Origin of the sequence: Bacillus sp. RC251 (assembly GCF_044908765.1) — a bacterium.
Lineage (GTDB): Bacteria > Bacillota > Bacilli > Bacillales > Bacillaceae_G > Bacillus_A > Bacillus_A wiedmannii.
Genome location: NZ_JBIYDP010000003.1, coordinates 213,971 through 235,811, shown reverse-complemented (window position 1 = coordinate 235,811; position 21,841 = coordinate 213,971). Strand labels below are relative to the sequence as shown.

The window sequence follows — 21,841 nt, the reverse complement described above, 5'->3', positions numbered from 1 at the left end:
ATGACTAAAAATAATGAAGCTGGTTGGAATTTAGATAATAGTTATACAACTTTACCACAATCATTTTATACAGAAATCCCCCCTACTCCAGTAAGTTCACCGGAGCTAGTTAAACTAAATCATTCGCTAGCAATATCTCTTGGCTTTAATCCTGAAGAACTGAAGAAAGAAGTCGAAATTGCTATTTTCGCTGGTAATGCACTCCCAGAAGGAGCTCATCCATTAGCACAAGCGTATGCAGGTCATCAATTCGGGCATTTTAATATGTTAGGCGACGGTCGTGCTCTTTTAATTGGCGAACAAATTACTCCTTCAGATAAACGTTTTGACATTCAACTGAAAGGTTCTGGACCTACTCCGTATTCACGCCGTGGTGATGGTCGTGCTGCACTCGGTCCGATGCTACGTGAGTATATTATTAGTGAAGCAATGTATGCACTTGATATTCCAACTACTCGCAGTTTAGCAGTTGTCACAACAGGCGAGCCAACATATCGGGAAACAAAGTTACCTGGAGCAATTTTAACTAGAGTCGCTAGCAGTCATATACGTGTCGGCACATTTCAATATGCTGCTGCTCGTGGTTCTATCGAGGATCTACAATCACTAGCTGACTATACGATAAAAAGACATTATCCAGAAATTGAAGCTCATGAAAACCGATATACTGCATTACTACGAGAAGTCATAAAGAAACAAGCAAGCCTCATCGCTAAATGGCAACTTGTTGGATTTATCCATGGCGTAATGAACACTGACAATATAACGATTAGTGGAGAAACGATTGATTACGGCCCTTGTGCATTTATGGACAATTACGACCAAGGAACTGTATTTAGCTCTATTGATACACAAGGTCGCTACGCATATGGAAATCAACCATATATGGCCGCATGGGACCTGGCGCGACTAGCAGAATCTTTAATACCAATTCTGCATGAAGATGAAGAAGAAGCATTAAAAATTGCTCAAGACGAAATTTCAAAATTTAGCGTACAATATGAAAAACAGTGGTTCATTGGAATGAAAAAGAAATTAGGACTATTTAGCGACGAAGAACAAGATCATTCACTTATTGAGCAACTTTTAAAAATGATGGAGAAATATAAGGCAGATTATACAAATACATTCCGTTCATTAACTCTTGATACGTTAGAAAATACGCCTCTATTCGAAAGTCCAGAATTTAAAGAATGGTACAAACTGTGGCAATCTCGATTAGAAAAACAAGAAGAATCGAAAGAAAATGCCTACGAAATGATGAAAAATAATAACCCATCCATCATCCCAAGGAATCACCGCGTAGAAGAAGCTTTAGAAGCAGCTGTTACAAACGGCGACTATAGCGTAATGGAAAAACTTCTTGAAGCTCTATCAAATCCTTATGCTTATGCTACAGAGCAAGAAGAATACTGCATTCCACCTGCACCGACGAATCGTCCTTATCGTACTTTTTGTGGGACTTGATTGTTTAATCTCTTTTAATGTGCTTTCAATTATTGAAGGCACATTTTTTACATAGGCATAAATTGTACTCCAATCAAACCACACATATATCACTATTCCAATCATATTAATTGATTATCTTCGTGAAAAATGTTGAGAAATATAAGTTTTGCTTTTTAGTATTATTATTTTTGTTATTGTTATTTATAAGAATATTCTAAAAAGGAGGAATCTTCATGTTTACATCCACTAAAAGTGAACAAATCACACAACTATTAAATGAATGGTACATAGAAATCCGTTTAAGACGCATTGATAGCGCAAACCGTTTTAAAGAACAAATAGATAATAAAATCAACATTTTAAAAAACGACTATCCAAAAGGTATACCTGATCAAAACTTATTGCTCTATTATTCTTTACTAAATTTCCGATATAATTATTTAATTGATAACTTAGGCGTCTCTAAAGACAGTTTTAATAAAATTGAGTCGTTTGAAATTCCAACAAATAATTTCTTATCATATTACTATCATTTCTTTAAAGCTATTCACTCAGATGCAATTGGAAACTATATACTAGCGAGAAAACATTATGATAAAGCTGAAGCTTTGCTTCAATACATTCCAGATGAAATTGAAAAAGCAGAGTTCTACTATAAACTAGGATATTCCTACTATGATAATCAGCAAGCACTTCAAGCCATCAAAGAAGTAACAAAAGCTAAAGATATGTTTTCTAATCATCTAGGATATGAAGTGAATGTAGCTTTTTGTGATAACATTTTAGGTTTAGCATGTATAAACTTAAAAGAATGGGAACTTGCTGAAGAACACTTTACAGCTGCAATGAATCAATTCCAAAAAACAGGAGAAGAAAAATTCATTTTAATGGTTCGACATAACTTAGGATGGATGTATTCAAATCAAAATCTTAATGCATTAGCTATTCGTTATCTCTCTGAAGTTATCGAGAAATCCCCAAATCATTATAAAGCTATCTTTGCTAGCGCTTTAGAATACTACAAATTAAAGGAACTTAGCGTCGCAGACGAGCTAATAAAAAGGGGATTAAGTATTAGTAACGAACTAAAACAAGAGGAGTTCCAACATCGCTTTATGATTTTACAAGAACTAAATAACAGTTCACCTGCTAAAACATTTGAAAAAATAGCATTAGCAGGAATTAAATATTTCGAACGCGAAGAATTATATGAAGATGTTCAGGAACAATATGAAACATTGGCAATTAAATTCTATGATGAAAACGAACATTCTGAAGCAAGTAAATATTTTTATATGGCATTACAAGCAAAGAAAAAAGCAAATGCTAAAGGAGGATTAAAATGAAAAAATTACTCTTAAGTTTTATGGGGATCGTTACAATTCTAGCATTTAGTACTGGTATAACAAGTCCAACGAAGTTGGATCATTCTAATACTAAGATACAAAGCCTTTCTGTAGGTGATGGAGGCGGTTGATCTATACATTTTTTCACGCGAAAAAAATGAAGTCATGCATTATCGTATGACTTCATTTTTATTCGTTGAAACTTTTGCTTCTTTTTCTTAGCTCTCTTATTTCATTTACATGACCAAAATCAATAATATATAACTTGTTTTTTCTATCACAACGAATTCCACGTCATCATTCTAGCAATCCCCCTACTCCCCTCACTACCAACTTCCTCAAGTTTCTCTACAACTAATTTTCTTCTTTCTACAGAATGATTTTGACTTAACTTCGCTTTCCCTTCTATTTTATTTATCTTTACTTTAAACCCAACTATTCCCTTACTTAATCCTCCCATATAATTCGGATCTACATCATCAAGTGAATAGGTACTCTTTGGATTTTCATATGTATGTACTAAATCTTGAAGAGAATTTAATAATTCCTGTTCATCTTCAACAATTTCTAATTCACCGTATACATGTACTGCAACGTAATTCCATGTTGGCACTGCATTGTTTGTTTCATACCACGACGGCGATATGTAGCTATGTGGTCCTTGGAATATAGCTAATACTTCTTGATTCCCACTATCTTTCCACTGTTCATTCGGACGCGCTAAATGGCCATGTAAAGTTAGAGTCTCCCTATTTAATAACAACGGCAAATGCGTTGCATATGGTTCCCCGTTATGTTGAGAAAATAATGTCGCAAAGCTATTTTGTTCTATTATTTCGTACTTCATCTCTTCATCTTGTATTGCGAAATGTTTTGGTATGTACATAAACTCCCTCTTTTCCGCTCTTTTCTATTTTATTTAGTAATTGCATCAATCAACAGGGCCAGTTTGTATTTGTTTTACAATGGCAGCTTTCTAAAAAGAATAGACAGCATGTATTCCATGCCGCCTTAGTTTATTTTCCCTAATATATTTGTAATAAATGCCGTCTTACCTTCACTATAGCTCGCTCTATTTTTCGATTCTCTTGCTAATTCTTTCTTTAATCGTCCATATTCAACAGCAACATCTTCATGTTCACGAAGGTAATCTCGAAACGCTATATGTCTTCTTAACTCTTCGCTATTTTTGTCACACACATACAAATGATGTTCCATCCAAACTGTACTTTCCCCGTTCCATGGAACGAAAGCATCCTTTCTACCAAACGCCTCTCTCCCTTTGAAGCTCCAGTCACCTTGATGATAATACCCTATCGTTTCAAGGCTTTTTACTACTTCAGGAAAAATTTCGTACTCTTCTATTACTATAGCAATATCTAATATTGGTTTTGATACAAGTCCTTTAACAGCTGTACTTCCCACATGTTCAACGGATAAAACAAGTTCTTCCATTGCATCGTTAATAATAGTTTGTAATTTATTGAATTCACTTTCCCATTTGATGTTATATTCTTCGATTGTAATTCTCTGTTTCAATGTATCTCTCTCCCCAAAACAATTTATAACCTTTGAATATGAGTATTCTTAAAATCCGTCTCATATTTCAATCCATATCCAAACATTCGATCCATCCCAATATGTGCTGTCCATATTAACCCAATCATTATAACGGTATCTATCTTAAAATAGACACCTATGATAGCTATGAATATAGATATAATATATGTGTGACATATATTATAAATTTTAGCACCAACATGATTATTTATACTATACGCTAACATTGATAGATCCGGTGCTAAAAGGAATATCAAAAATATAATCCAACTAAATTCATATATCGAATACGTATAAATGGTAGTTAATAAAACAACTAGTCCTTCAAAATGTACAATACGTTTTTGCATTAATTATCATTCCTATTTTTCTATATTTACCGATACATTTTCATCACTAAAAGTATTCTTTGCATTTTTTGACCAGATGGTTGCTAATATCGGCCCTGCAATATTATGCCATACTGCTGCTAATACACTTGGAAGTGCAGCTGCTGCTCCAAAATGTGCTATTGCCAGCGCAACTCCTAAGCCTGAATTTTGCATTCCTACTTCTATTGAAATAGCTCTTCTTGTCCCTTCGTCTAGTCCAAGTACGAACGCTGTTATATATCCTAGTAAAAAGCCAAATGCATTATGGAGCATCACTGCAATAAAGATAAGCAGGCCTGAAGAAGTAATGCTACTTACATTCGCTGAAACAACTGCAGAAACAATAATAATAATTGCTACAACTGATATGAAAGGGATAACAGTCATTCCTTTCGTAACAGTATTAGGGAAAAATTTCTTCACTACTAATCCTAAAATAATTGGTAGGATAATGACTTGTACGATAGAAAGAAACATAGACATAGCATTCACTGGCATCCATTGTCCCGCAAGTAATAATAAAATAAGAGGTGTAGCAATTGGTGCTAATAACGTTGATAATGACGTCATTGCAATAGACAACGCTAAGTTCCCTTTCGCTAAATAAACCATAACATTTGACGCAGTGCCACCCGGTACTGAACCGAGCAACACTAATCCAGCTGCTAATTCAGCTGGCAGATTCATAACGTAGGCTAGTACGTATGCGACAAGTGGCATAATAATAAACTGAGCACATACACCGATAATAACTGGCAATGGTTTTGTAGCAATGATTTTAAAATCAACAGCTTTTAATGTTAACCCCATACCAAACATAACAACTCCAAGTAAAATTGTTATGTAACTAGTTAACCCAAGAAATGGCCCAGGAATGAAATATGCAATAGCTGCAATACAAATAACCCAAAATGCAAAATACTTTCCAGCTATATTACTTATCGCTTCTAGTACTTTCACCCCATCATCCCCTATCCTTCAGCTGAAAAACTTTATTCGGATTCAAAATATTTTGCGGATCAAGAGCTTTCTTTATTTTTTCCATTACGAGTAATGCCGCCCCATGTTCTTCTTCTTGATACTTCCGTTTTCCGATTCCAACGCCATGTTCTCCCGTACACGTTCCACCTCGTTTAAGAGCATATAAAACGATACTTTCGTTTATTTCGTCCGCCTTTTCCACTTCTTCTTTATCGTTCGGATCAATCATTAAGAGCACGTGGAAATTCCCGTCTCCTACATGACCAAGAATACCACCGACAAGGCCTACTTTATCTAACGTCTCTTTCGCATGTTGGATTGCACCAGCTAATTCTGAAATTGGTACACATACGTCTGTACTCATAAGCTTTTTACCAGGATAGCTATGAACGTAAGAGTATGCTAGATTATGCCGCGCATCCCATAATTTATTTCTCGCCGCAGTTTCCATTTCAAAAGCAACTTCTTTACATTTATGATCAAAAACAATTTCCTTCGTGAATTCAATATCTTGCTTTAGTCCTGCTTCATTACCGTGAAACTCTAAAAACAGTGTAGGTTCTTCTCTGTAACTTGTTTCATTATAATGATTTACTTGTTTCATAGATAATTCATCTACAAGTTCAATTCTCGCAATTGGAATACCCGCTTGTAGTATATTAATCACAGCTTCTATTGCATCATTTATAGTTGGAAACGATGCTCTTGCAGCCATAACATGTTCTGGTATGCCGTATACTTTTAATGTTAACTCTGTAAAGCATCCAAGCGTCCCTTCTGAACCTACGAAAACACCATTTAAATGGTAACCTGATGATGACTTCGCTGCTAAATTTCCAGTATGTATTACTTCCCCATCAGCAAGAACGACTTCTAAATCACGAACTTGATCACGCATTACCCCATACTTAACTGCTGTCGTTCCGCTCGCATTTGTGGCAGCCATTCCACCTAACGTTGCATCTGCACCTGGGTCTACACTAAAAAACAATCCATACTTTTTCAATTCTTTATTCAGCTGAGAGCGAGTCACTCCTGGCTGTACTCTTACAAGGAAATCTTTCTCTCTTATTTCGAGTATTTTATTCATAAGCGAAAAGTCCACTGTAATTCCTTTTTCATATGGAATAACATGTCCCTCTAAACTAGAACCTACCCCAAAAGGAACGACAGGTTTTCCATGCTCACTCGCTACTTTCATTATCCTACTAACCTCTTCAGTCGTTTTCGGAAAAACAACTACATCAGGTAAACTACTAGTATGATAAGATTCGTCTTTACTATGTAACTCTCTTACTGTCGTATTTACAACTACTCGATCTTCGGGAAGTACACCCTTTAATTCATTTACTAAACGCTCTACCGTTATTTCCATCTTACACTCTCCTACTTTCTATAAATTTGAATTACAAAATATGTTAACTATTTTATACATAATAATCCGAAAAATTAAATAATTCAAGTTTTATACATATGCAATTCGTTTCAGACTGTCGAATAAACAAAAAGAACTTGCAATACCTATCGCAAGTTCTTTTCTATAAAACTACATTTTAAATGACTTCTTTATTAACAACATAAACCAAATTAAAGTAACTGCCATCAGCGAATGGGAAAACCCTACAATATAAGTTAACCCATTAAAGTCCGCTCCATTTAACTGAAGAAGCCCTCTTGCGGCCAATGAACCTAACATTAAAATTAATGCGATATTATGTACAACAAACCACTTATTAAAACTTTTCGCTTCATGAAACGCGAATACTTTTGCTAATCCTAAAGCAATTAAAAAGAAGAAAAAGCCAAGTACAAGTGTATGTGTATGCAATAAATTTAACAAAGTAGAGCCTAAAATCCCCTTATACTTTCCATACTCCCTGGCGAAAATTCCTGATAATAAACCGATAATCAAATACGTAAATGATGCATTATATAATTTCTTCATTATGTACCTCCTTGAGTAGAATGTGTAGTGTGTCATATTTAGTAATAATGATAGTTATATAGTAAAAACTCCTAGTCACCTAGGAGTCATTGTATAAGCATCTCACTCTTTACAATCAATTTTAATTATAGGATATCCCTTTATACAAAACAAACGAACTTTATGTGAACAAGCAGAGCATAATGAAAATATGTTGCACTTTTGTATTTCGCAACCCATACTAATTGTTATAACTATTAAAGGTGGTGCAATGGATTGATAGTTCTTGAAACTGAACGACTCGTTCTTCGCTGGTTTGATATAAAAGATGCTCCATTTATTCTTGAATTAGTAAACGATCCTGCATGGATTCAGTTTATTGGTGATAAAAGGATTAAAGACTTAGAAGATGCAAAAAAATACATCTTAAACGGCCCTGTTGATATGTATAACAAAATGGGATTTGGCCTTTACTTAGTTGAACGAAAAAAAGATCTCACTCCACTTGGTATGTGCGGACTTATTAAAAGAGATTCATTAGAAGATGTCGATATCGGCTTTGCCTTTTTAGAGAAATTCCGTTCAAATGGGTATGGCTTTGAATCAGCTTCTGCTGTAATCGAATACGGAGTACAAAAACTAGGACTAAAACGAATTGTAGCAATTACTACTATTGATAACATCAATTCAGGAAAGCTTCTAGAAAAAGTAGGATTTCAGTTCGAAAAGATAATTTCAGACTCAGGAGAAGATTTAAAATTATTCGGGTATAATGCGTAAAAAAGGTCGCCACTCACGGCGACCTTTTTACTATTTCACTTCTACCGTATAATTCCCTGATCCCCCGCCATACTGATACACATGTAAATAATATTTCCCTGAATATGTGTAGTAACTTCCTACTAACTTATTCCCTTCTTGCTGGGCATACGTAACATAATTATTTAAATCTGCTTCTGAATAAAGAACCCAGTTTACTCCGATATTATTTTCCTTCGTTACATTAATTTGTAGGTTTTTCGCAGTTTCCACATTTATTTCAAAGTAATCACTCGTATCACCATTTCCTAAACTAGCACGTAAAACTTGATTTAATTGCAGTTTATTTGCTGTTTGGAATGAATTATTTGGCTCTTTTTCTACACTGTTATCTTCCTTCTTTTGAAGCGTTACATTCGTTGTAACAGTATTCGTTAATCCTTTGTCGTCTGTTACTGTCAATTTTGCAGTGTACGTTCCTTCTTTAGTATACACGTGAGTTGGATTTTGTTCATTACTTACAGTACCATCACCAAACTCCCATTTATAAGCAACAATTTTCCCATCTTCATCTTTTGATCCATCGCTTTTAAACGAAATTGCTTCATTTACATTTCCGTTATATGGACCATTTATAACCGCAACTGGTGCTTTATTCACAGCACCTTCTTCTGTATTCATACCATGGAATACAACATCATATTCAAATTGTCCTGATGCATTCACACGATAATTTACAAAGTAAGCTGTTACTGTTTTATAGCCTGTCCATTCTTTTTCACTTAAACGTTTTAACGTATCATTTACGTGTTGTGTAATTGTTTTCCAGTCTTCATATTCCCCTTTTGCAGTAGTACCCGTATACGTTCCTTGCAGTGTAAATGTATTAAAGAACTGTGATTTATTTTTCTTAACTGATACATTACTTAATTTTGCTTCTGCTGTAATTTCTGCCGCAATATCTGAAACTGGTTTTGGTGCGTGAGTTGCTAAATAATCATCTGATACTAATGGAACATTATATTTCTCTCGGTTATCGACTAACATTTGCATATAGTCTTGATACTCTTTATTTAAATTCGCATCTTTACTTAATGCAGAGCGGTATGCATCATATGCTGTTACATCATTTTTTCTAATAAGATCATGAACTTTGTCAAACATATCATATCTCTTATTATACATATACGATTGTAAAGCGAATGAATAATTATAGAAATCCCACGTTCCATACTTTGCATTTAACGTTCGCTCTGCCGTATAACGTTCTGCTGGATTTGAAGATATTCCCCCTATAATGCTCTTTCTCGGTACAACATTATCCGTTCTCGTTGCCCCCGCAAAAAACTCCGCATTCCCTTCCTCAAACCAAGATAATCTCTCATTCTCATACATCTTACCTTGTCCCCAAAGCCCTGGTACTTCATATCTACCTTGTAAGTAATGAGTAAACTCATGTCGGAACAATTCTTCTAAACTATAAATACTTTCTTCTGGCGTACGTTCATAAGTAAAGAACGTACCTGTTCCTTCTATATAAAGGCCACCGTTATTCGTTTCATATCCGTACAATTGACGATTAAATTGATATTCAGCTGGACTATTATAAATAACCATCGTTAATACATCATCAGGATTTCCTTTTTCTAAAGGTTGATCACTTTCAACTGTACGATGGAATTGTGCCTTCACTTCTTTTGCCGCCCAATATAGACGTTTTACTTTTTCTTCTGCCACTTTATCTCCAGCCTTTAAAACAATTGCCCCATCATCAAACGTATACGTTTTCGGCAAATACTTTTTCTTCCCATCTTCTCGTATTTGATCTAAATTCACAACATTTCCATCTGCATCTTTCCCGCCATAGTTCGTCGCAATTTGCTCAGCGGCTACGAAATATTGTTCTCCTAAATACGGATACATTTTCATTGCGTCCGTTACAACTTGCAATCCTTTCGTTCCTGTACTATGGAACGTACCAAGTCTACCTGTATAATAAATACCATTATTAATTAACCAACCATTCTTCTCTGTCACCGTTCCAATTAAGGCAAAACGACTTAATTCATTAATGTAGCTATCAATTTTTTGGTACCATACTGTGTCTTTCGGTGTTTTTCTCGTATCGTACAAATACGATTGAATGTCGTAATCAACACCTTGCATAATATCGTAAATTGCATTTCCAGCTGAAAGATTGTCTACCAATGTAGAAAAACTATCGTTATATTGTTTAAAAATCTTTGCAGCTGATGTTATCGTTTCCACATCACTCGAAGCATTTCCTATTAATTTTCCATATGATGATACTACTCTATTTTGTTCTAACGTACCGAGTTTGAAATTCGGGTTATTCGCAATCATTTTTAATGCAGGTAAGCATTTATCATGATAGCTCCGCTCATTTAGTTTACTTAATTCTGTATGATAAAATCCTAAATAAAACCCTGAACGTAATACTTCTACTAAAGTCTCAATCCCTTTAGAATCATCTTTCGTATAAGCTTGTCCTTGCTGCTTCAATTTATCAATAATTGCCTGCATCCTACTATCATTTTGATAGAATGCAAGGCTATCCTTATTAAATTGAAATAGACCTGTAATTTGCTCCCAATCAATTGTTACGAGTAGATCTACTAATTGCTGATTGTTTAATTGATTTAATTCAGCAATTGTATAAGTTTTCGCTGCAGCTAATTGCTTACTTTCTTTTTTTACTTCAGGTGGCCTTTGCGACAAATCAGCAAATTGTAGCCTTTTCTCAAAAGACTTATTTTCAAGCACTTTTGATGAATGAGCTAATTCTTGCATTGGCAGTTGTACACCAACTGGCTCCATTTTGAGCACATTCCGATAAGAAACTTGCTCTCCCTTTTTACTTTCTGCCAATGTGCTCCCTTGAAAACTCCCTAACATTAAACTAGCAAAACTTACCCCTACTAACACTTTTTTTGAATAGCCTTTCATGCTCTCCCCTACCTTACATTTTTTAGTGTCCCGCACCATTATTTTACTATTCTTACTTTTTATTCTGTATTGAGAAAAAAATAAGGGAACGTTCACATATGTATCCATACCGCGCAAAATTAACACTTGACTTTATGTGAATTTTATATCAAAAAAGATAGATAATAGCGAAATTCCTGCTATATCTATCCTCGTTTTGAACGCTATGATTTTAACTTTATAAACGTAACTTCCGGTAATGTTTGCATACGCTGAATAAATTCATTCTTTTCTTCTGACGATATATTTTTCAGCTGCATCCCTACCTTATAAACTATTTCTGTACCTCGCTGTAGAGCTTCCACTTCATATGACAGTATTGGAATACCTTTCACTTGTAGAGTTTCTATTATTTGTTGTACCGCCTCATGTTTATTTATACACATTTGCACTGTTATATTTTTCGGAAATAAAAATTGCACCTTAAAAATACGACTCACAATCTCTAAACCAATTAAAACTAGAATCGTCGCTCCAATGCCTACTACATACATGCCAGCGCCAATTGCTAATCCAATTCCTGCTGTAGCCCATAAACCAGCCGCTGTCGTTAACCCTTTCACCGCCTGCTTTTGAATAATAATTGTACCTGCACCTAAAAACCCTACTCCACTTACAACTTGTGCTGCAATACGGCTCGGATCAAGAGCCATATGTTCCTCATTCATAATATCTGAAAAAGCATATTTCGAAACGACCATTATTAATGCACTTCCTACCGCTACTAGGAAATGTGTTTTTAATCCCGCTTCTTTTGATCGAATTTCCCTTTCAATACCGATTATTGCTCCTAACAAACCCGCAACACCGATTCGTATAATCAAATCAAAATTTACACTCACGAGCCTTCCCCCTTTCATTCATTATAGATAGATAAAACAAAAATTATCACACACATCCTTTTATCGATATGAAGGAATTTTGCTAAAATACACTTAATACCCCGCCCGTTTTATGTTAATATTTTAAATATTAACATAAAATAAATAACTTCTAATTTTAAAACTCCACTAATTTTCTTAAAAAACAAAGGTGGATTCCATGAAATGAGGTTGAGAAAGTTTGGAAAACGCTTACATTTTAAGCCGTATTTTTTTATACATACTAAATAAATAAAGGAGCTTACTAACAATGAACGTCTCTTTACTTACACCTACTATCGATTTACAAGAAGAATACTTAGATTTTTATAACGAATGGAAAGATAGCGGTGAAACAATGATTCCATGGGTTATCTCAAAAGATCCCTCTAATTTCACGGCAATGATTCAAGAACTTCACGATGCTCATAACGGAATAAACCTCCCTGAATCTTGGGTACCAGATTCTACGTATTGGCTCGTTACAGATCATAATAGAATTGTAGGCGCTGTTAATATACGTCATAGTTTAACCGAACATTTATTTAACGCTGGCGGTCATATCGGTTATGGCATTCGCCCTTCTGAAAGAAGAAAAGGTTATGCTACGAAGTTATTAAAATTATCTCTAGAAAAAACGAAGGAATTAAACATCGAGAAAGTACTTGTCGTTTGTGACGAAGTGAATACAGCTTCTGAAAAAACAATTTTACATAATGGTGGGCTTCGTGATGATGATTTCACTGAGGAAGATGGGAATGTAGTAAGAAGGTTTTGGATTGAGCTATGAAGAAGTCCACCAATAAACATACTCTTGTTATAGAGAAGTATAGTAGAAGTAATGAGCTACAAGTAAAACAACTTATTGATTTATATAATGAAGACTCTTATCTATTTCACTTATTACGAGAGAATAAAACAAAATGTGCGTATATTGCCTACTATAAAAAAGATGTAGTAGGCGTCTTTTTCACGTGGAACAGTAACTTCCATCCATACTGCACATACTTTCGAATGTATACAAATCCGTTCTATTCAGAGCTACACATTGAACAATTTTTATTAAACGAGATTTCAAAAAGAGAAAACTTCAAACTACCATTACAAACCTCTATATGGGAAACATCAGCTCATTTAAAAGCGTTTTTTGAGGAACATAATTTTACGGAAATCCGAAGAACATATATGCCAATATTAGACGTACGAAAAATCATAACTATCGATACAATGCTTCATTCAAATTATGCTGTACAAAGTTTATCAAACATTTTATCCAATAATAGCTTCTTTGAAAAACTAGCCTACGTAGTAAAAACGAATTATGAAGAGACTCACTTAGCAAACCCAGTTGCCTCATTCCCGCTCGAAGCTTGGAAAGAACAGATCTTAGCTGATGATGTGTTACTAGATGGGAGCTTTGTAATAATAGATGAAGAGACTGAAATTATTGCGTACTCTTTCCTCCATACATCAGAAAAGGATAATACGGTAGAACTAGGATGGTGCGGGACTCACAATACAGAAAATGCATCCTTACTGAAACTTCTCGTTTTCAAACAAGCTATGTATGCAAATACACACGGTTATTCTTTCATTCAAGGTGAATTCGATTCAACGAGTATATATGCAATGGAGATATTAAAATCCTTTCCTTTCAATCCTTGTGCTACCTGGATTACGTATCAAAAAGAAATCGGAAGGTAATTATACACCTTCCGACTTCTTTTATGCTGTTTCTATTTCAAACTGTACTGTAATACCACTCGGGTCTACTACAGTAAATCCATTTAAAATCTCATTTATTCCATGTTGTTTTTCTATTAATCTTTCTTTCACTTCATCTAACGCTTCTTTATGCGGCAGTACTATCGTATACACTTTTAATCCAGTTGCATATGCCGGTGGGTGCGGATTATTTACTCCGTTCCACGTATTTGCACCGATATGGTGATGATATCCTCCTGCAGAAATAAATAAGCAGTCATCTTCACGCTGTTGTACTTCAAATCCTACTGTCTCTACATAAAACTCGTGTGACTTCTCTACATCTGCTATTCGTAAATGTACGTGCCCAACGACAGTATTAGCAGGTAATCCATCAACCTCATAATCAACGAGCGTTGCCAGTTCTTTTAAATCTAGCGGCGTACTTCCTCCTGGTCCTTCTCCCCATTGATCACGCGGGCGGTCTGCATAAATTTCTATACCATTTCCCTCTAAGTCCTGTAAATAAAACGCTTCGCTATACGTATGATCACTTGCACTATTAAACCTTGAAATTGGTAAAATTTCATTTGAATATGTATAACGTCCCTCTTGCTCAGCCGGACTATCAATTACATTCTTATTACGAATCACACCAAATAATGCCGACGCAAAAGCCTCACGAGTCGGAACTAAAAAGGCTATATGATATATACCAGTCGTACGCGGCTCTTGCAGTACCCCGTCCTCTAACTTTTCAAGAACAAGTAACGTGTTCTTTCCACCTTTTCCAGATAAATACGCTTTATTCCCCTCTTGCTTAATTACTTCTAAACCTACAACATTCTCGTAAAAAGCAATTTGACGTTCTAAATCTAACACCTTAAATTCAACATGACCAATACGTGTTTTTGGATGAATTTGTACCATGAGTAACTTCATCTCCTTATCCAAATATTTTCCCATTACATATAACCGTTACTATGAAGGATACAACTAAAATCATCCTATGTAAATAAGAAAAGTCAGAATTTACACTTTTTTATATTCATAATAAAAAAGTCACCTCTTCTAACTTTCAGAAAAGGTGACTTTACAAAAACAGTCTGTTCTAATTCTTATCGCATTTTATGTACTTCAGCAACTAACTTTCCGCCCTGAATGCCCATATAAAGTTTCACAGGTGCATCATTCGTGTTTTCAAACACTAAATCTAAGTATGGATATGCAATTGTAGCATCTCTTCCTTGTGGAACGTAACCTACCGTTTTAGAATGTGTCGTTCTCTCTACCATTTTCAAACCAGCTTGATCTGCTGCATTGTATAATGTTGATGATGTTTGACAAACACCACCGCCATATCCATCTACTAACTTACCATCTACAATTTCTTTTCCTAATTGATATCCTTTATCTGGCGTTGTATCACCAATTAATGCATTGAAAGAGAAACTGTCCCCTTTCGCTAATACAACTCCATTTATGCTCGCTGCTGACAAACGAATATTTTCAATACGTCCACCTGTTGAGCCACCTAAATTCGTTTCATATCTACCAATTACCGTGCCACTTCCTTGCGCATCACTTAATGTAGCGGTAGGGTTTTTCTCAACAATAGGTAATTGATATGAAGAATCCCACATACCTACGTTTAATAATTTATTTACTAATTCTTTTTCCATTAATTCATAAGAAGGTTTTCCTTCTTGCCAACTTCCATCAGGTCCTAGACGTGAAGGGACCATCTTTTTGTCAACATTTTTCCCAACTTCCCTAGCAACCTTCTCAACTGATTTTTTAAATTTCGCTTCATCTTCAAAATAACCTAGACTCGACAAATCTAGCTTTTTCACTTCCGTACCTGTACGACCATCTACTAAACTAATAGAATCCTGTACTTCTGCTTTAGCCTCTACCGTGTGGCCACCAATATCACTTACTAATGCAACATCACTTACTTTTGTACCACAGCCACTCACTACAGCTACACATAACACCCCAACTAATATACCCTTTACTTTACGGAACAATATACTCTCCCCTTTTCCCCAATACTACTTTTATGTATTATTTCATTTTTATGTATGTTTTGTTACAATCATTTTACAATATATTTATAAATTGTTACAAGTTATTTTTTACTCTATATAAATTACTCTTTTCTTTTCCAAATGTCTATACATATTTACATAAAAGTTTGAGTTTGATAGAATTGTAACTTTTATGTAACCTCTCCCTATTATCCAGTATATACCATAAAACGAACGAAATTCAAATGTAAAACTCCATATTCGTATTTATAAAAAACATCCTGTGAACATAAATAGGTATTTGCCGTGCCACACTCCGCTTTTACACATACATTATGGTGAATTAACCTATTTTAAAGAAATGGAGGATGTTTTTATGTACCCCTACAATCCATACGATCCATATAACCAAACTGGTTATCAACCTCAATATGATTTACAAGCACAATACCAACAATATATAGATCCAGTAGAACAAGTTAATCCATATGATCAAACTCGACAATTCCAACTTCCAATCTCTTTTCCTGGTGCTGGAAACCGTCAATTAGAAAGACGAGTAAATGAGCTTGAACAAAGAGTACGTCAATTAGAAAACACGGTTGAGCGTCATACACGTAGATTAAACCGCTTAAACCAACGTTTACGTACAGTAGAAAACAGACTGAACATTCCATTTTCAGCATTAGAAGACGGATTTTAATTTCGAAAATAAAAAATATATGAAGGAAGGGGGCTTCCCCTTCCTTATATAAATTGACGAAAGTTTTTTCCATCTCTATACTGATAAGAGTTAATGAAATGAAACAAGGTGATAAATATGGATTTTGAAATAAATTATCTTTCCTTTTATGTTGTACAAGTAGAAGGAAAAGGTGAAGCTGTTGATAAACGCTACAAACATTTTCAAACGTTAGACGCTGAAGAGTATGAAGATAGCTCCTTAAAAGAATTTTTGAATGGTGAATTATTAAAAATTTCAAAGCGAAAAGTAGAACGTCATGCGAAAACAGAACAAGCTCCGACAAAGATCGGTCGCTTCATTGTAGAAGAAGGGCACGAACTTGATTCAAACCCTCATTACAACCTCTTTAATCGCATTCGCTTTGCGGAAACAAAAGAAAACTTCAAAGATATGAGTGAACCTCTCGTTTATACATATCTGGACACAAGCGCTGTACGCGGTGGTGTATTTTTAATTGCGCAAGCAAAACTACGCAAATACTTTGATGATCCATTCGTTTTCGTTATGAAATGTGACTTCGAACCGAAAGTCGCTTCTATTTCAGATGAATCCACACTGATTCGTAACGTTGAAATGGCCATCACAACAAAAAATATGAAATCTATCCAATATCCGTACATGCCTGAAGAAGGTATCGTTGAAGTGGGCGAACTAAAAATTCACCAAGCATCACACGCCCGCTACTTTGAAGACTTCTTAAAATTCGTCGAGTACGAACGCTCTATGCCTGAAATTATGAAAACGCAAGTAATGGACATGGTATACGACCAAATCGAAGATGTATTTGAAGAAGGTACGGAAGAACGCGAACAATTCGACCAAGCAATGGAAGTATGGGCTGCCAGTCCGAAACGCGAAATTATGGAACAATTTTCAACCGAAGAAGTAATGGAAGCTACCGCTCAAATCGTCGAGCATGCTCCTGAAGTGGAATTAAAGCTAAAAGCAGACCATATCTCCGTAAAGGCCCTGCTTGCTGATTTCGGGGATCAAATACATATCGCAAAGGTAAATGACCGGTACGTATTAATGATTGAGGCTGATACACTTACGTTTGAGAAAGGCTTCTCTCCAATTGAGTTTCTGAAGCCAGATGAATTGCAAGATGTGATTGAGCGGATTGAGAATAAGCAACAGTATTCTTATGATCCGAACGGGATTGGATAAAGTGAAACTTTAATCAGTGGGGGTTTTGTTCATCCCCACTGATTATTAGTTGAACCAATCGGGCTTTTACGGGCAGTTGATCCCCCACCTAACTTCGTTGCTTCAGCTGAATTTTAAGGGGGGTCTTACTGCCCGTTAATGCGGGATAAATGCTTCCATATATCTATTTTTACTGAGCGCTGTTAATAAGCGCTCTTTTATTTGGGACATAGTTGACAGTTATATAAAAAAACCGATTCTTCTAAGAATCGGTTTTTCTGCTTTAAAACAAAATATGCTTATTTTTAATCCAAGATGACATTTTTCGCAGGATCCACCAGTAAATGCGTTTATTGTTGTACAAGTGTATTTCCATTAGAGTAGTCACTATGTATATCGGTAAAATGAAAATTTCACTTCACTACCTCAAATTTATTGTACTCGTAAAAAGATAGTTGAAAACGATATTCTGGATGCTCTCTCACCCAATCGTAAGCTTCTTCTAAAATATCCATTTTGTTTTGTAAGTCATTAAGTTCACTACATTCGTCCCTTTTCTGTTTACACAGAGGGCAGAATCCATTCACTATTTCGGCACTCGTCACCCTAATAGTTTTACTTTCTAAGTCAACTACTAGACGAAGAAGAAGAGAATGCTCTTCTCTTGTAGTCACGGTCATTTCAGCAATCCCATGCTCATCCCAAAAGACTCCGTTTAATTCCATCTGTACGGCGACGTCTTTAATATCCAAGTCTATCACTATCACACCTCCCCTGTATAAAACTCATATTTTACTCTTTAATACACCACGCTTTAAAGATATATTAAGCTTTTCCCAATTCTTCTTCTTTGCTATGGAAGGAAGTGTAATTACTGCTAATAGCGTGGTAAATATTATCCCAAAAACTAAAACTGTTACAATGTTAAAGATTGCTTCCATTTAACTCTACCCTCTTTTATTTCTATGGGCTCTAATTTTATGAATGTATTTAAAAATCCTTACCACACCTTAATTTTCAAAGCAATTATAATGGCCCAATCACAACAAATCAATTCCTATTTAATATGAATACTTTATTCATCCATCAATACAATGACGTTAAATTTATGTAGCTAGAAATAGAGGAGAATGTCATTTAACCTCTACATTCTCCTCCATCTCAGCCAAATATCTAATCTGTCTTTCCGCTTTTCTCACCGCCGTACGAAAATGCTTTTTCAGAAGTTCTACTGTAGCTTCACTTATATAATATCTTTCCGTTATACTTTCCCACGTGTCACTATTTTCAAATGCACTCCAAACGAAAGGACGCTCTGTATTTTTTCTCATTTCTTTAAATACCCATTTTCGCATCTTTTTTTTCGCTTTTTCTGTTAGTTTTCCGTTCTCTACAAGTTCAAGCTCACCATGTCTTTTGTACCGTTTATGAATGTCTCTCTCGCTATATACTTTAAGAAGTATATTCGCTGTATTCTCAGCATCCGCTAAAGCTCGGTGCTGCTTCCCTTCCCACGTTAAACCGAGCTGTTCTACTGCAAATTGTAAACTTGGTGTATGCTCAAATAACTCTTCATACGCTTGGAAAACAAACTTCTGCAAATCAAATTTACTCTCTTTTTCCATACATGGGCATTCTACACCGTATAACGTGCAATCATGAGATAGAAAACGATAATCTTCTCTACCCCATGAAACAAATACAGAGTCTTCTCCGATAAATTGAATAAATTTCTCTATAATTTGCGGGAATTTCTCCACACCAATTAAATCTTCCTTTGTAATTCCCGTTAATTTTGTCGTATGCCGAGTGAGTCGTGCACTCGGCTTTACTAACTCCGAAAATTCTCCAATTACCTTCATTGTACTTGCTTCTATTTTTACAGCTCCAATATCAACTATCTCTGACGGATCTTCTGATTTATACGGCCTGAAATTTCTCTCTATATCGAACACAATAAAATGTGTAGCGTTTTCCAATTTATTTACCTCTTTCTAAATTCCTTTTCACACACATACTCTATTTTCAGTATTTATTTATTCATTCATACACTTTATGCATGAAATACTTCGTCTAATAAACGAAAATTTAATCTCATTATTATATGTACATAGGAGGTTATTCAATAAAAATGCAAAAAAAAGAAGGGCAAGCCCTTCTTTTTTCCGTAATTACTTCTTGTTTACGTTTGTAGCTTGAGGTCCACGGTTACCTTGTTCTACTTCGAAAGTAACTTCTTGACCTTCTTCTAAAGATTTGAAGCCGTCGCCTTGGATAGCTGAGAAATGAACGAATACGTCTTCTCCGCCTTCAACTTCGATGAAACCGAAACCTTTTTCTGCGTTAAACCATTTTACTTTACCGTTTTGCATTTAAAAAATCCTCCTACAATGTACCTATATGTACATATTCATTTTCAACCACTTTACAATAATACTTCAAACATTAAAAAACTGCAACCCCAGAGGAGATTTAACATTGCTATCCTCCTCGGAAGTTACAGCTCATTTAAATCTCTATATTATTAAAAGTAAAATGGTTTAAAGTAACTATATCATATCAATATAATAAAAGTAAAGTTTTTTTTGCTATATAATTTTTTTCTTCCATTGCATCGCTTTTGATTCACCTGATCCAGCTACAACATAACCCTCTTTTTGGTTAACGATGCGCCAGCCATGCCCTTTAACTGAGTCACACACTGTAACAAGTCTTTCTTCTAGAAGTACACGACAAACCGTACTAATCCCCGCCTTATTTTGCGTTGACGTTGTATATAGCACATGTTGATCTACACTCAAGGCTAAATAGCTACTTGCTTTCTGCTCACTTTGACATGTGTGCCAATATGTTTTTTCACTCTCAATACTTTCATCTATTTTACAAAAAGAAATATTCCCGCTAATCCCCTTGCACGATCCACTCGCTGCTACTATATAAGAATTGTGTACAGTCAACGCTGAGATCATCTGATTCATCACGATTTTAATCCTCTTTAATTTACGTGTCTCCAAATTAAAGAGCCAAACACCACCATATTTAGCATGTATTTTCGTACCGATAAATAAGTAATGTTTATATAAAAATAACGATCGAATAGATGGTGCCCCGCCACCATACTCAAGAAATGGATGAATGGTTTCCCATGTCGAACCAAAATCATTAGAACGATACAACGTTTTATCTCCATGAGCAATGACTGTTCCTTGTACATTACTACACACATTCCAACTCGTTGCTTTTGTTGGAAAACGCTGAACCGTCCAGTTCTCTCCGCCATTCATACTACGAATAAAAATCCCTTCGTCACCTACACCATACACTACATTATCTTCGCTATGTAAATCCCTAATTCGTTTTTGAAAACCTTTTAATATTTGTTTCCATTCTCCGTCTCGTTCAATAAATAAGCCATCATATGTAGTAGCTAACATAAGTTTTCCATCTCTTAACTTTGTAATAGCGGTCGCACTTAACATTGTCTCCACGTTGACACTCCCATTCTTAGAACTTCTCAGCAAATGCAATTGCAAAATTACTGCATTTTTCAACATCCTCTTCGTCTTCTGGAGCTAGTTCGATTTTCAATCCTTCTTGCACAAGCTCTGCACCGCGTTCTACAAGTCTTTCTTCAAATATCGTTACCGCTTCACAAAATAGTTCATACGCCGTATCACCTGATCCGAATACCGCTACTTTCTTTCCTGATAAATCTATATTTTCTAAGTCCTCATGGAAATCTTCCGCCTCAAACGGTAATTCACCATCGCCCCACGTATAAGATCCTAAAATGATTCCATCATAGGCTAATAATTCTTCAGCATCCATGCCTTCCATTTCTTGCAATACTACTTCATGATCAAAAGCATCTAAACTAACTTTTATTAAATCAGCAATACTCTCTGTATTTCCTGACATACTTGCATAAGCTATTAAAATTTTTGCCACTTCGGCATCCCC

The 21,841-nt window shown here is 35.3% G+C and carries 24 protein-coding genes; 8 read left to right on the top strand and 16 right to left on the bottom strand.

Features of this window, described 5'->3' with window-relative positions; translation table 11 throughout:
• The 3 genes from ABH961_RS15220 (at position 1) to ABH961_RS15210 (ending at position 2,926) form a co-directional block, all read left to right on the top strand.
• Positions 1–1,467: a protein adenylyltransferase SelO gene (locus ABH961_RS15220; protein WP_098048286.1), complete on the top strand. Its 1,467-nt coding sequence runs from the start codon at positions 1–3 to the stop codon at positions 1,465–1,467.
• A gap of 215 nt (positions 1,468–1,682) precedes the next feature.
• On the top strand, positions 1,683–2,795 hold the full coding sequence (locus tag ABH961_RS15215) for a response regulator aspartate phosphatase (protein ID WP_048543894.1): 1,113 nt from the start codon (positions 1,683–1,685) through the stop codon (positions 2,793–2,795).
• Positions 2,792–2,926: a Phr family secreted Rap phosphatase inhibitor gene (locus tag ABH961_RS15210; protein ID WP_000735069.1), complete on the top strand. Its 135-nt coding sequence runs from the start codon at positions 2,792–2,794 to the stop codon at positions 2,924–2,926. The genes ABH961_RS15215 and ABH961_RS15210 overlap by 4 nt, the downstream gene beginning before the upstream one ends.
• Before the next feature lie 146 nt (positions 2,927–3,072).
• Here the strand turns inward: ABH961_RS15210 and ABH961_RS15205 are convergent, their stop codons facing one another.
• From ABH961_RS15205 to ABH961_RS15180, 6 genes are all read right to left on the bottom strand, one after another.
• A complete protein-coding gene (locus ABH961_RS15205; protein WP_048543896.1) occupies positions 3,073–3,681 on the bottom strand; it encodes an FMN-binding negative transcriptional regulator in 609 nt (202 codons plus the stop codon).
• A gap of 125 nt (positions 3,682–3,806) precedes the next feature.
• Positions 3,807–4,334 carry a GrpB family protein gene (locus ABH961_RS15200; protein WP_000813602.1) on the bottom strand — a complete coding sequence of 176 codons (528 nt, stop codon included), beginning with the start codon at positions 4,332–4,334 and terminating at the stop codon, positions 3,807–3,809.
• A gap of 23 nt (positions 4,335–4,357) precedes the next feature.
• Positions 4,358–4,705, bottom strand: a complete 348-nt coding sequence (locus ABH961_RS15195) for a DUF4260 domain-containing protein (protein ID WP_048543902.1) — start codon at positions 4,703–4,705, stop codon at positions 4,358–4,360.
• Positions 4,706–4,717: 12 nt separating this feature from the next.
• The gene (locus ABH961_RS15190) at positions 4,718–5,686 is read right to left on the bottom strand and encodes a bile acid:sodium symporter family protein (protein WP_404519587.1); all 969 of its coding nucleotides are present in this window, start codon (positions 5,684–5,686) and stop codon (positions 4,718–4,720) included.
• 4 nt (positions 5,687–5,690) lie between these two features.
• Positions 5,691–7,082: an FAD-binding oxidoreductase gene (locus ABH961_RS15185; RefSeq protein ID WP_098077996.1), complete on the bottom strand. Its 1,392-nt coding sequence runs from the start codon at positions 7,080–7,082 to the stop codon at positions 5,691–5,693.
• Positions 7,083–7,253: 171 nt separating this feature from the next.
• Positions 7,254–7,652: a DUF2871 family protein gene (locus ABH961_RS15180; RefSeq protein WP_087984040.1), complete on the bottom strand. Its 399-nt coding sequence runs from the start codon at positions 7,650–7,652 to the stop codon at positions 7,254–7,256.
• 255 nt (positions 7,653–7,907) lie between these two features.
• Here ABH961_RS15180 and ABH961_RS15175 point away from each other — a divergent pair, with 255 nt between their 5' ends.
• Positions 7,908–8,411, top strand: coding sequence for a GNAT family N-acetyltransferase (locus ABH961_RS15175; RefSeq protein ID WP_098077993.1), 504 nt, complete (start codon positions 7,908–7,910; stop codon positions 8,409–8,411).
• A gap of 30 nt (positions 8,412–8,441) precedes the next feature.
• Here ABH961_RS15175 and colA read toward each other — a convergent pair whose 3' ends face one another.
• Together colA and ABH961_RS15165 are read right to left on the bottom strand one after the other, a co-directional pair.
• Positions 8,442–11,357 (bottom strand): collagenase ColA, encoded by a 2,916-nt coding sequence (gene colA / locus ABH961_RS15170; RefSeq protein WP_404519584.1) that lies wholly within the window; start codon positions 11,355–11,357, stop codon positions 8,442–8,444.
• Positions 11,358–11,560: 203 nt separating this feature from the next.
• Entirely contained in the window at positions 11,561–12,238 is a 678-nt protein-coding gene (locus ABH961_RS15165) for an MgtC/SapB family protein (RefSeq protein ID WP_098068282.1), read from the bottom strand.
• Positions 12,239–12,527: 289 nt separating this feature from the next.
• Between ABH961_RS15165 and ABH961_RS15160 the strand changes: the two genes are divergently transcribed.
• Together ABH961_RS15160 and ABH961_RS15155 are read left to right on the top strand one after the other, a co-directional pair.
• The gene (locus tag ABH961_RS15160) at positions 12,528–13,046 is read left to right on the top strand and encodes a GNAT family N-acetyltransferase (RefSeq protein ID WP_048543912.1); all 519 of its coding nucleotides are present in this window, start codon (positions 12,528–12,530) and stop codon (positions 13,044–13,046) included.
• On the top strand, positions 13,043–13,960 hold the full coding sequence (locus tag ABH961_RS15155; RefSeq protein WP_048543914.1) for a hypothetical protein: 918 nt from the start codon (positions 13,043–13,045) through the stop codon (positions 13,958–13,960). Before ABH961_RS15160 ends, ABH961_RS15155 begins: the two co-directional genes overlap by 4 nt.
• 21 nt (positions 13,961–13,981) lie before the next feature.
• On the opposite strand, the gene ABH961_RS15150 is transcribed toward ABH961_RS15155, so the two are convergent.
• Complete coding sequence (locus tag ABH961_RS15150; protein ID WP_048543916.1) at positions 13,982–14,890, bottom strand: VOC family protein; 909 nt, start codon at positions 14,888–14,890, stop codon at positions 13,982–13,984.
• 188 nt (positions 14,891–15,078) lie between these two features.
• On the bottom strand, positions 15,079–15,990 hold the full coding sequence (locus ABH961_RS15145; RefSeq protein WP_098078878.1) for a VanW family protein: 912 nt from the start codon (positions 15,988–15,990) through the stop codon (positions 15,079–15,081).
• A gap of 361 nt (positions 15,991–16,351) precedes the next feature.
• Here ABH961_RS15145 and ABH961_RS15140 point away from each other — a divergent pair, with 361 nt between their 5' ends.
• Both ABH961_RS15140 and ABH961_RS15135 read left to right on the top strand, forming a co-directional pair.
• Positions 16,352–16,693 (top strand): hypothetical protein, encoded by a 342-nt coding sequence (locus ABH961_RS15140; RefSeq protein ID WP_001997954.1) that lies wholly within the window; start codon positions 16,352–16,354, stop codon positions 16,691–16,693.
• 117 nt (positions 16,694–16,810) lie between these two features.
• On the top strand, positions 16,811–17,902 hold the full coding sequence (locus tag ABH961_RS15135; RefSeq protein ID WP_098077988.1) for a DUF3900 domain-containing protein: 1,092 nt from the start codon (positions 16,811–16,813) through the stop codon (positions 17,900–17,902).
• Between the two features lie 392 nt (positions 17,903–18,294).
• Here ABH961_RS15135 and ABH961_RS15130 read toward each other — a convergent pair whose 3' ends face one another.
• The 6 genes from ABH961_RS15130 to ABH961_RS15105 all read right to left on the bottom strand — a co-directional run bounded on the left by ABH961_RS15130 (position 18,295) and on the right by ABH961_RS15105 (position 21,829).
• Positions 18,295–18,642: a hypothetical protein gene (locus ABH961_RS15130; protein ID WP_048543919.1), complete on the bottom strand. Its 348-nt coding sequence runs from the start codon at positions 18,640–18,642 to the stop codon at positions 18,295–18,297.
• A 24-nt stretch (positions 18,643–18,666) separates the two neighbouring features.
• Positions 18,667–18,822 carry a hypothetical protein gene (locus ABH961_RS15125; RefSeq protein ID WP_048543922.1) on the bottom strand — a complete coding sequence of 52 codons (156 nt, stop codon included), beginning with the start codon at positions 18,820–18,822 and terminating at the stop codon, positions 18,667–18,669.
• 192 nt (positions 18,823–19,014) lie between these two features.
• Entirely contained in the window at positions 19,015–19,860 is an 846-nt protein-coding gene (locus ABH961_RS15120; protein WP_048543924.1) for an exonuclease, read from the bottom strand.
• A 192-nt stretch (positions 19,861–20,052) separates the two neighbouring features.
• Complete coding sequence (gene cspB, locus ABH961_RS15115; RefSeq protein ID WP_001179147.1) at positions 20,053–20,253, bottom strand: cold shock-like protein CspB; 201 nt, start codon at positions 20,251–20,253, stop codon at positions 20,053–20,055.
• 216 nt (positions 20,254–20,469) lie between these two features.
• Positions 20,470–21,369: a WD40/YVTN/BNR-like repeat-containing protein gene (locus ABH961_RS15110; protein ID WP_048543926.1), complete on the bottom strand. Its 900-nt coding sequence runs from the start codon at positions 21,367–21,369 to the stop codon at positions 20,470–20,472.
• A gap of 16 nt (positions 21,370–21,385) precedes the next feature.
• Positions 21,386–21,829: a flavodoxin gene (locus ABH961_RS15105; protein ID WP_001062763.1), complete on the bottom strand. Its 444-nt coding sequence runs from the start codon at positions 21,827–21,829 to the stop codon at positions 21,386–21,388.
• Positions 21,830–21,841 lie beyond the last annotated feature (12 nt).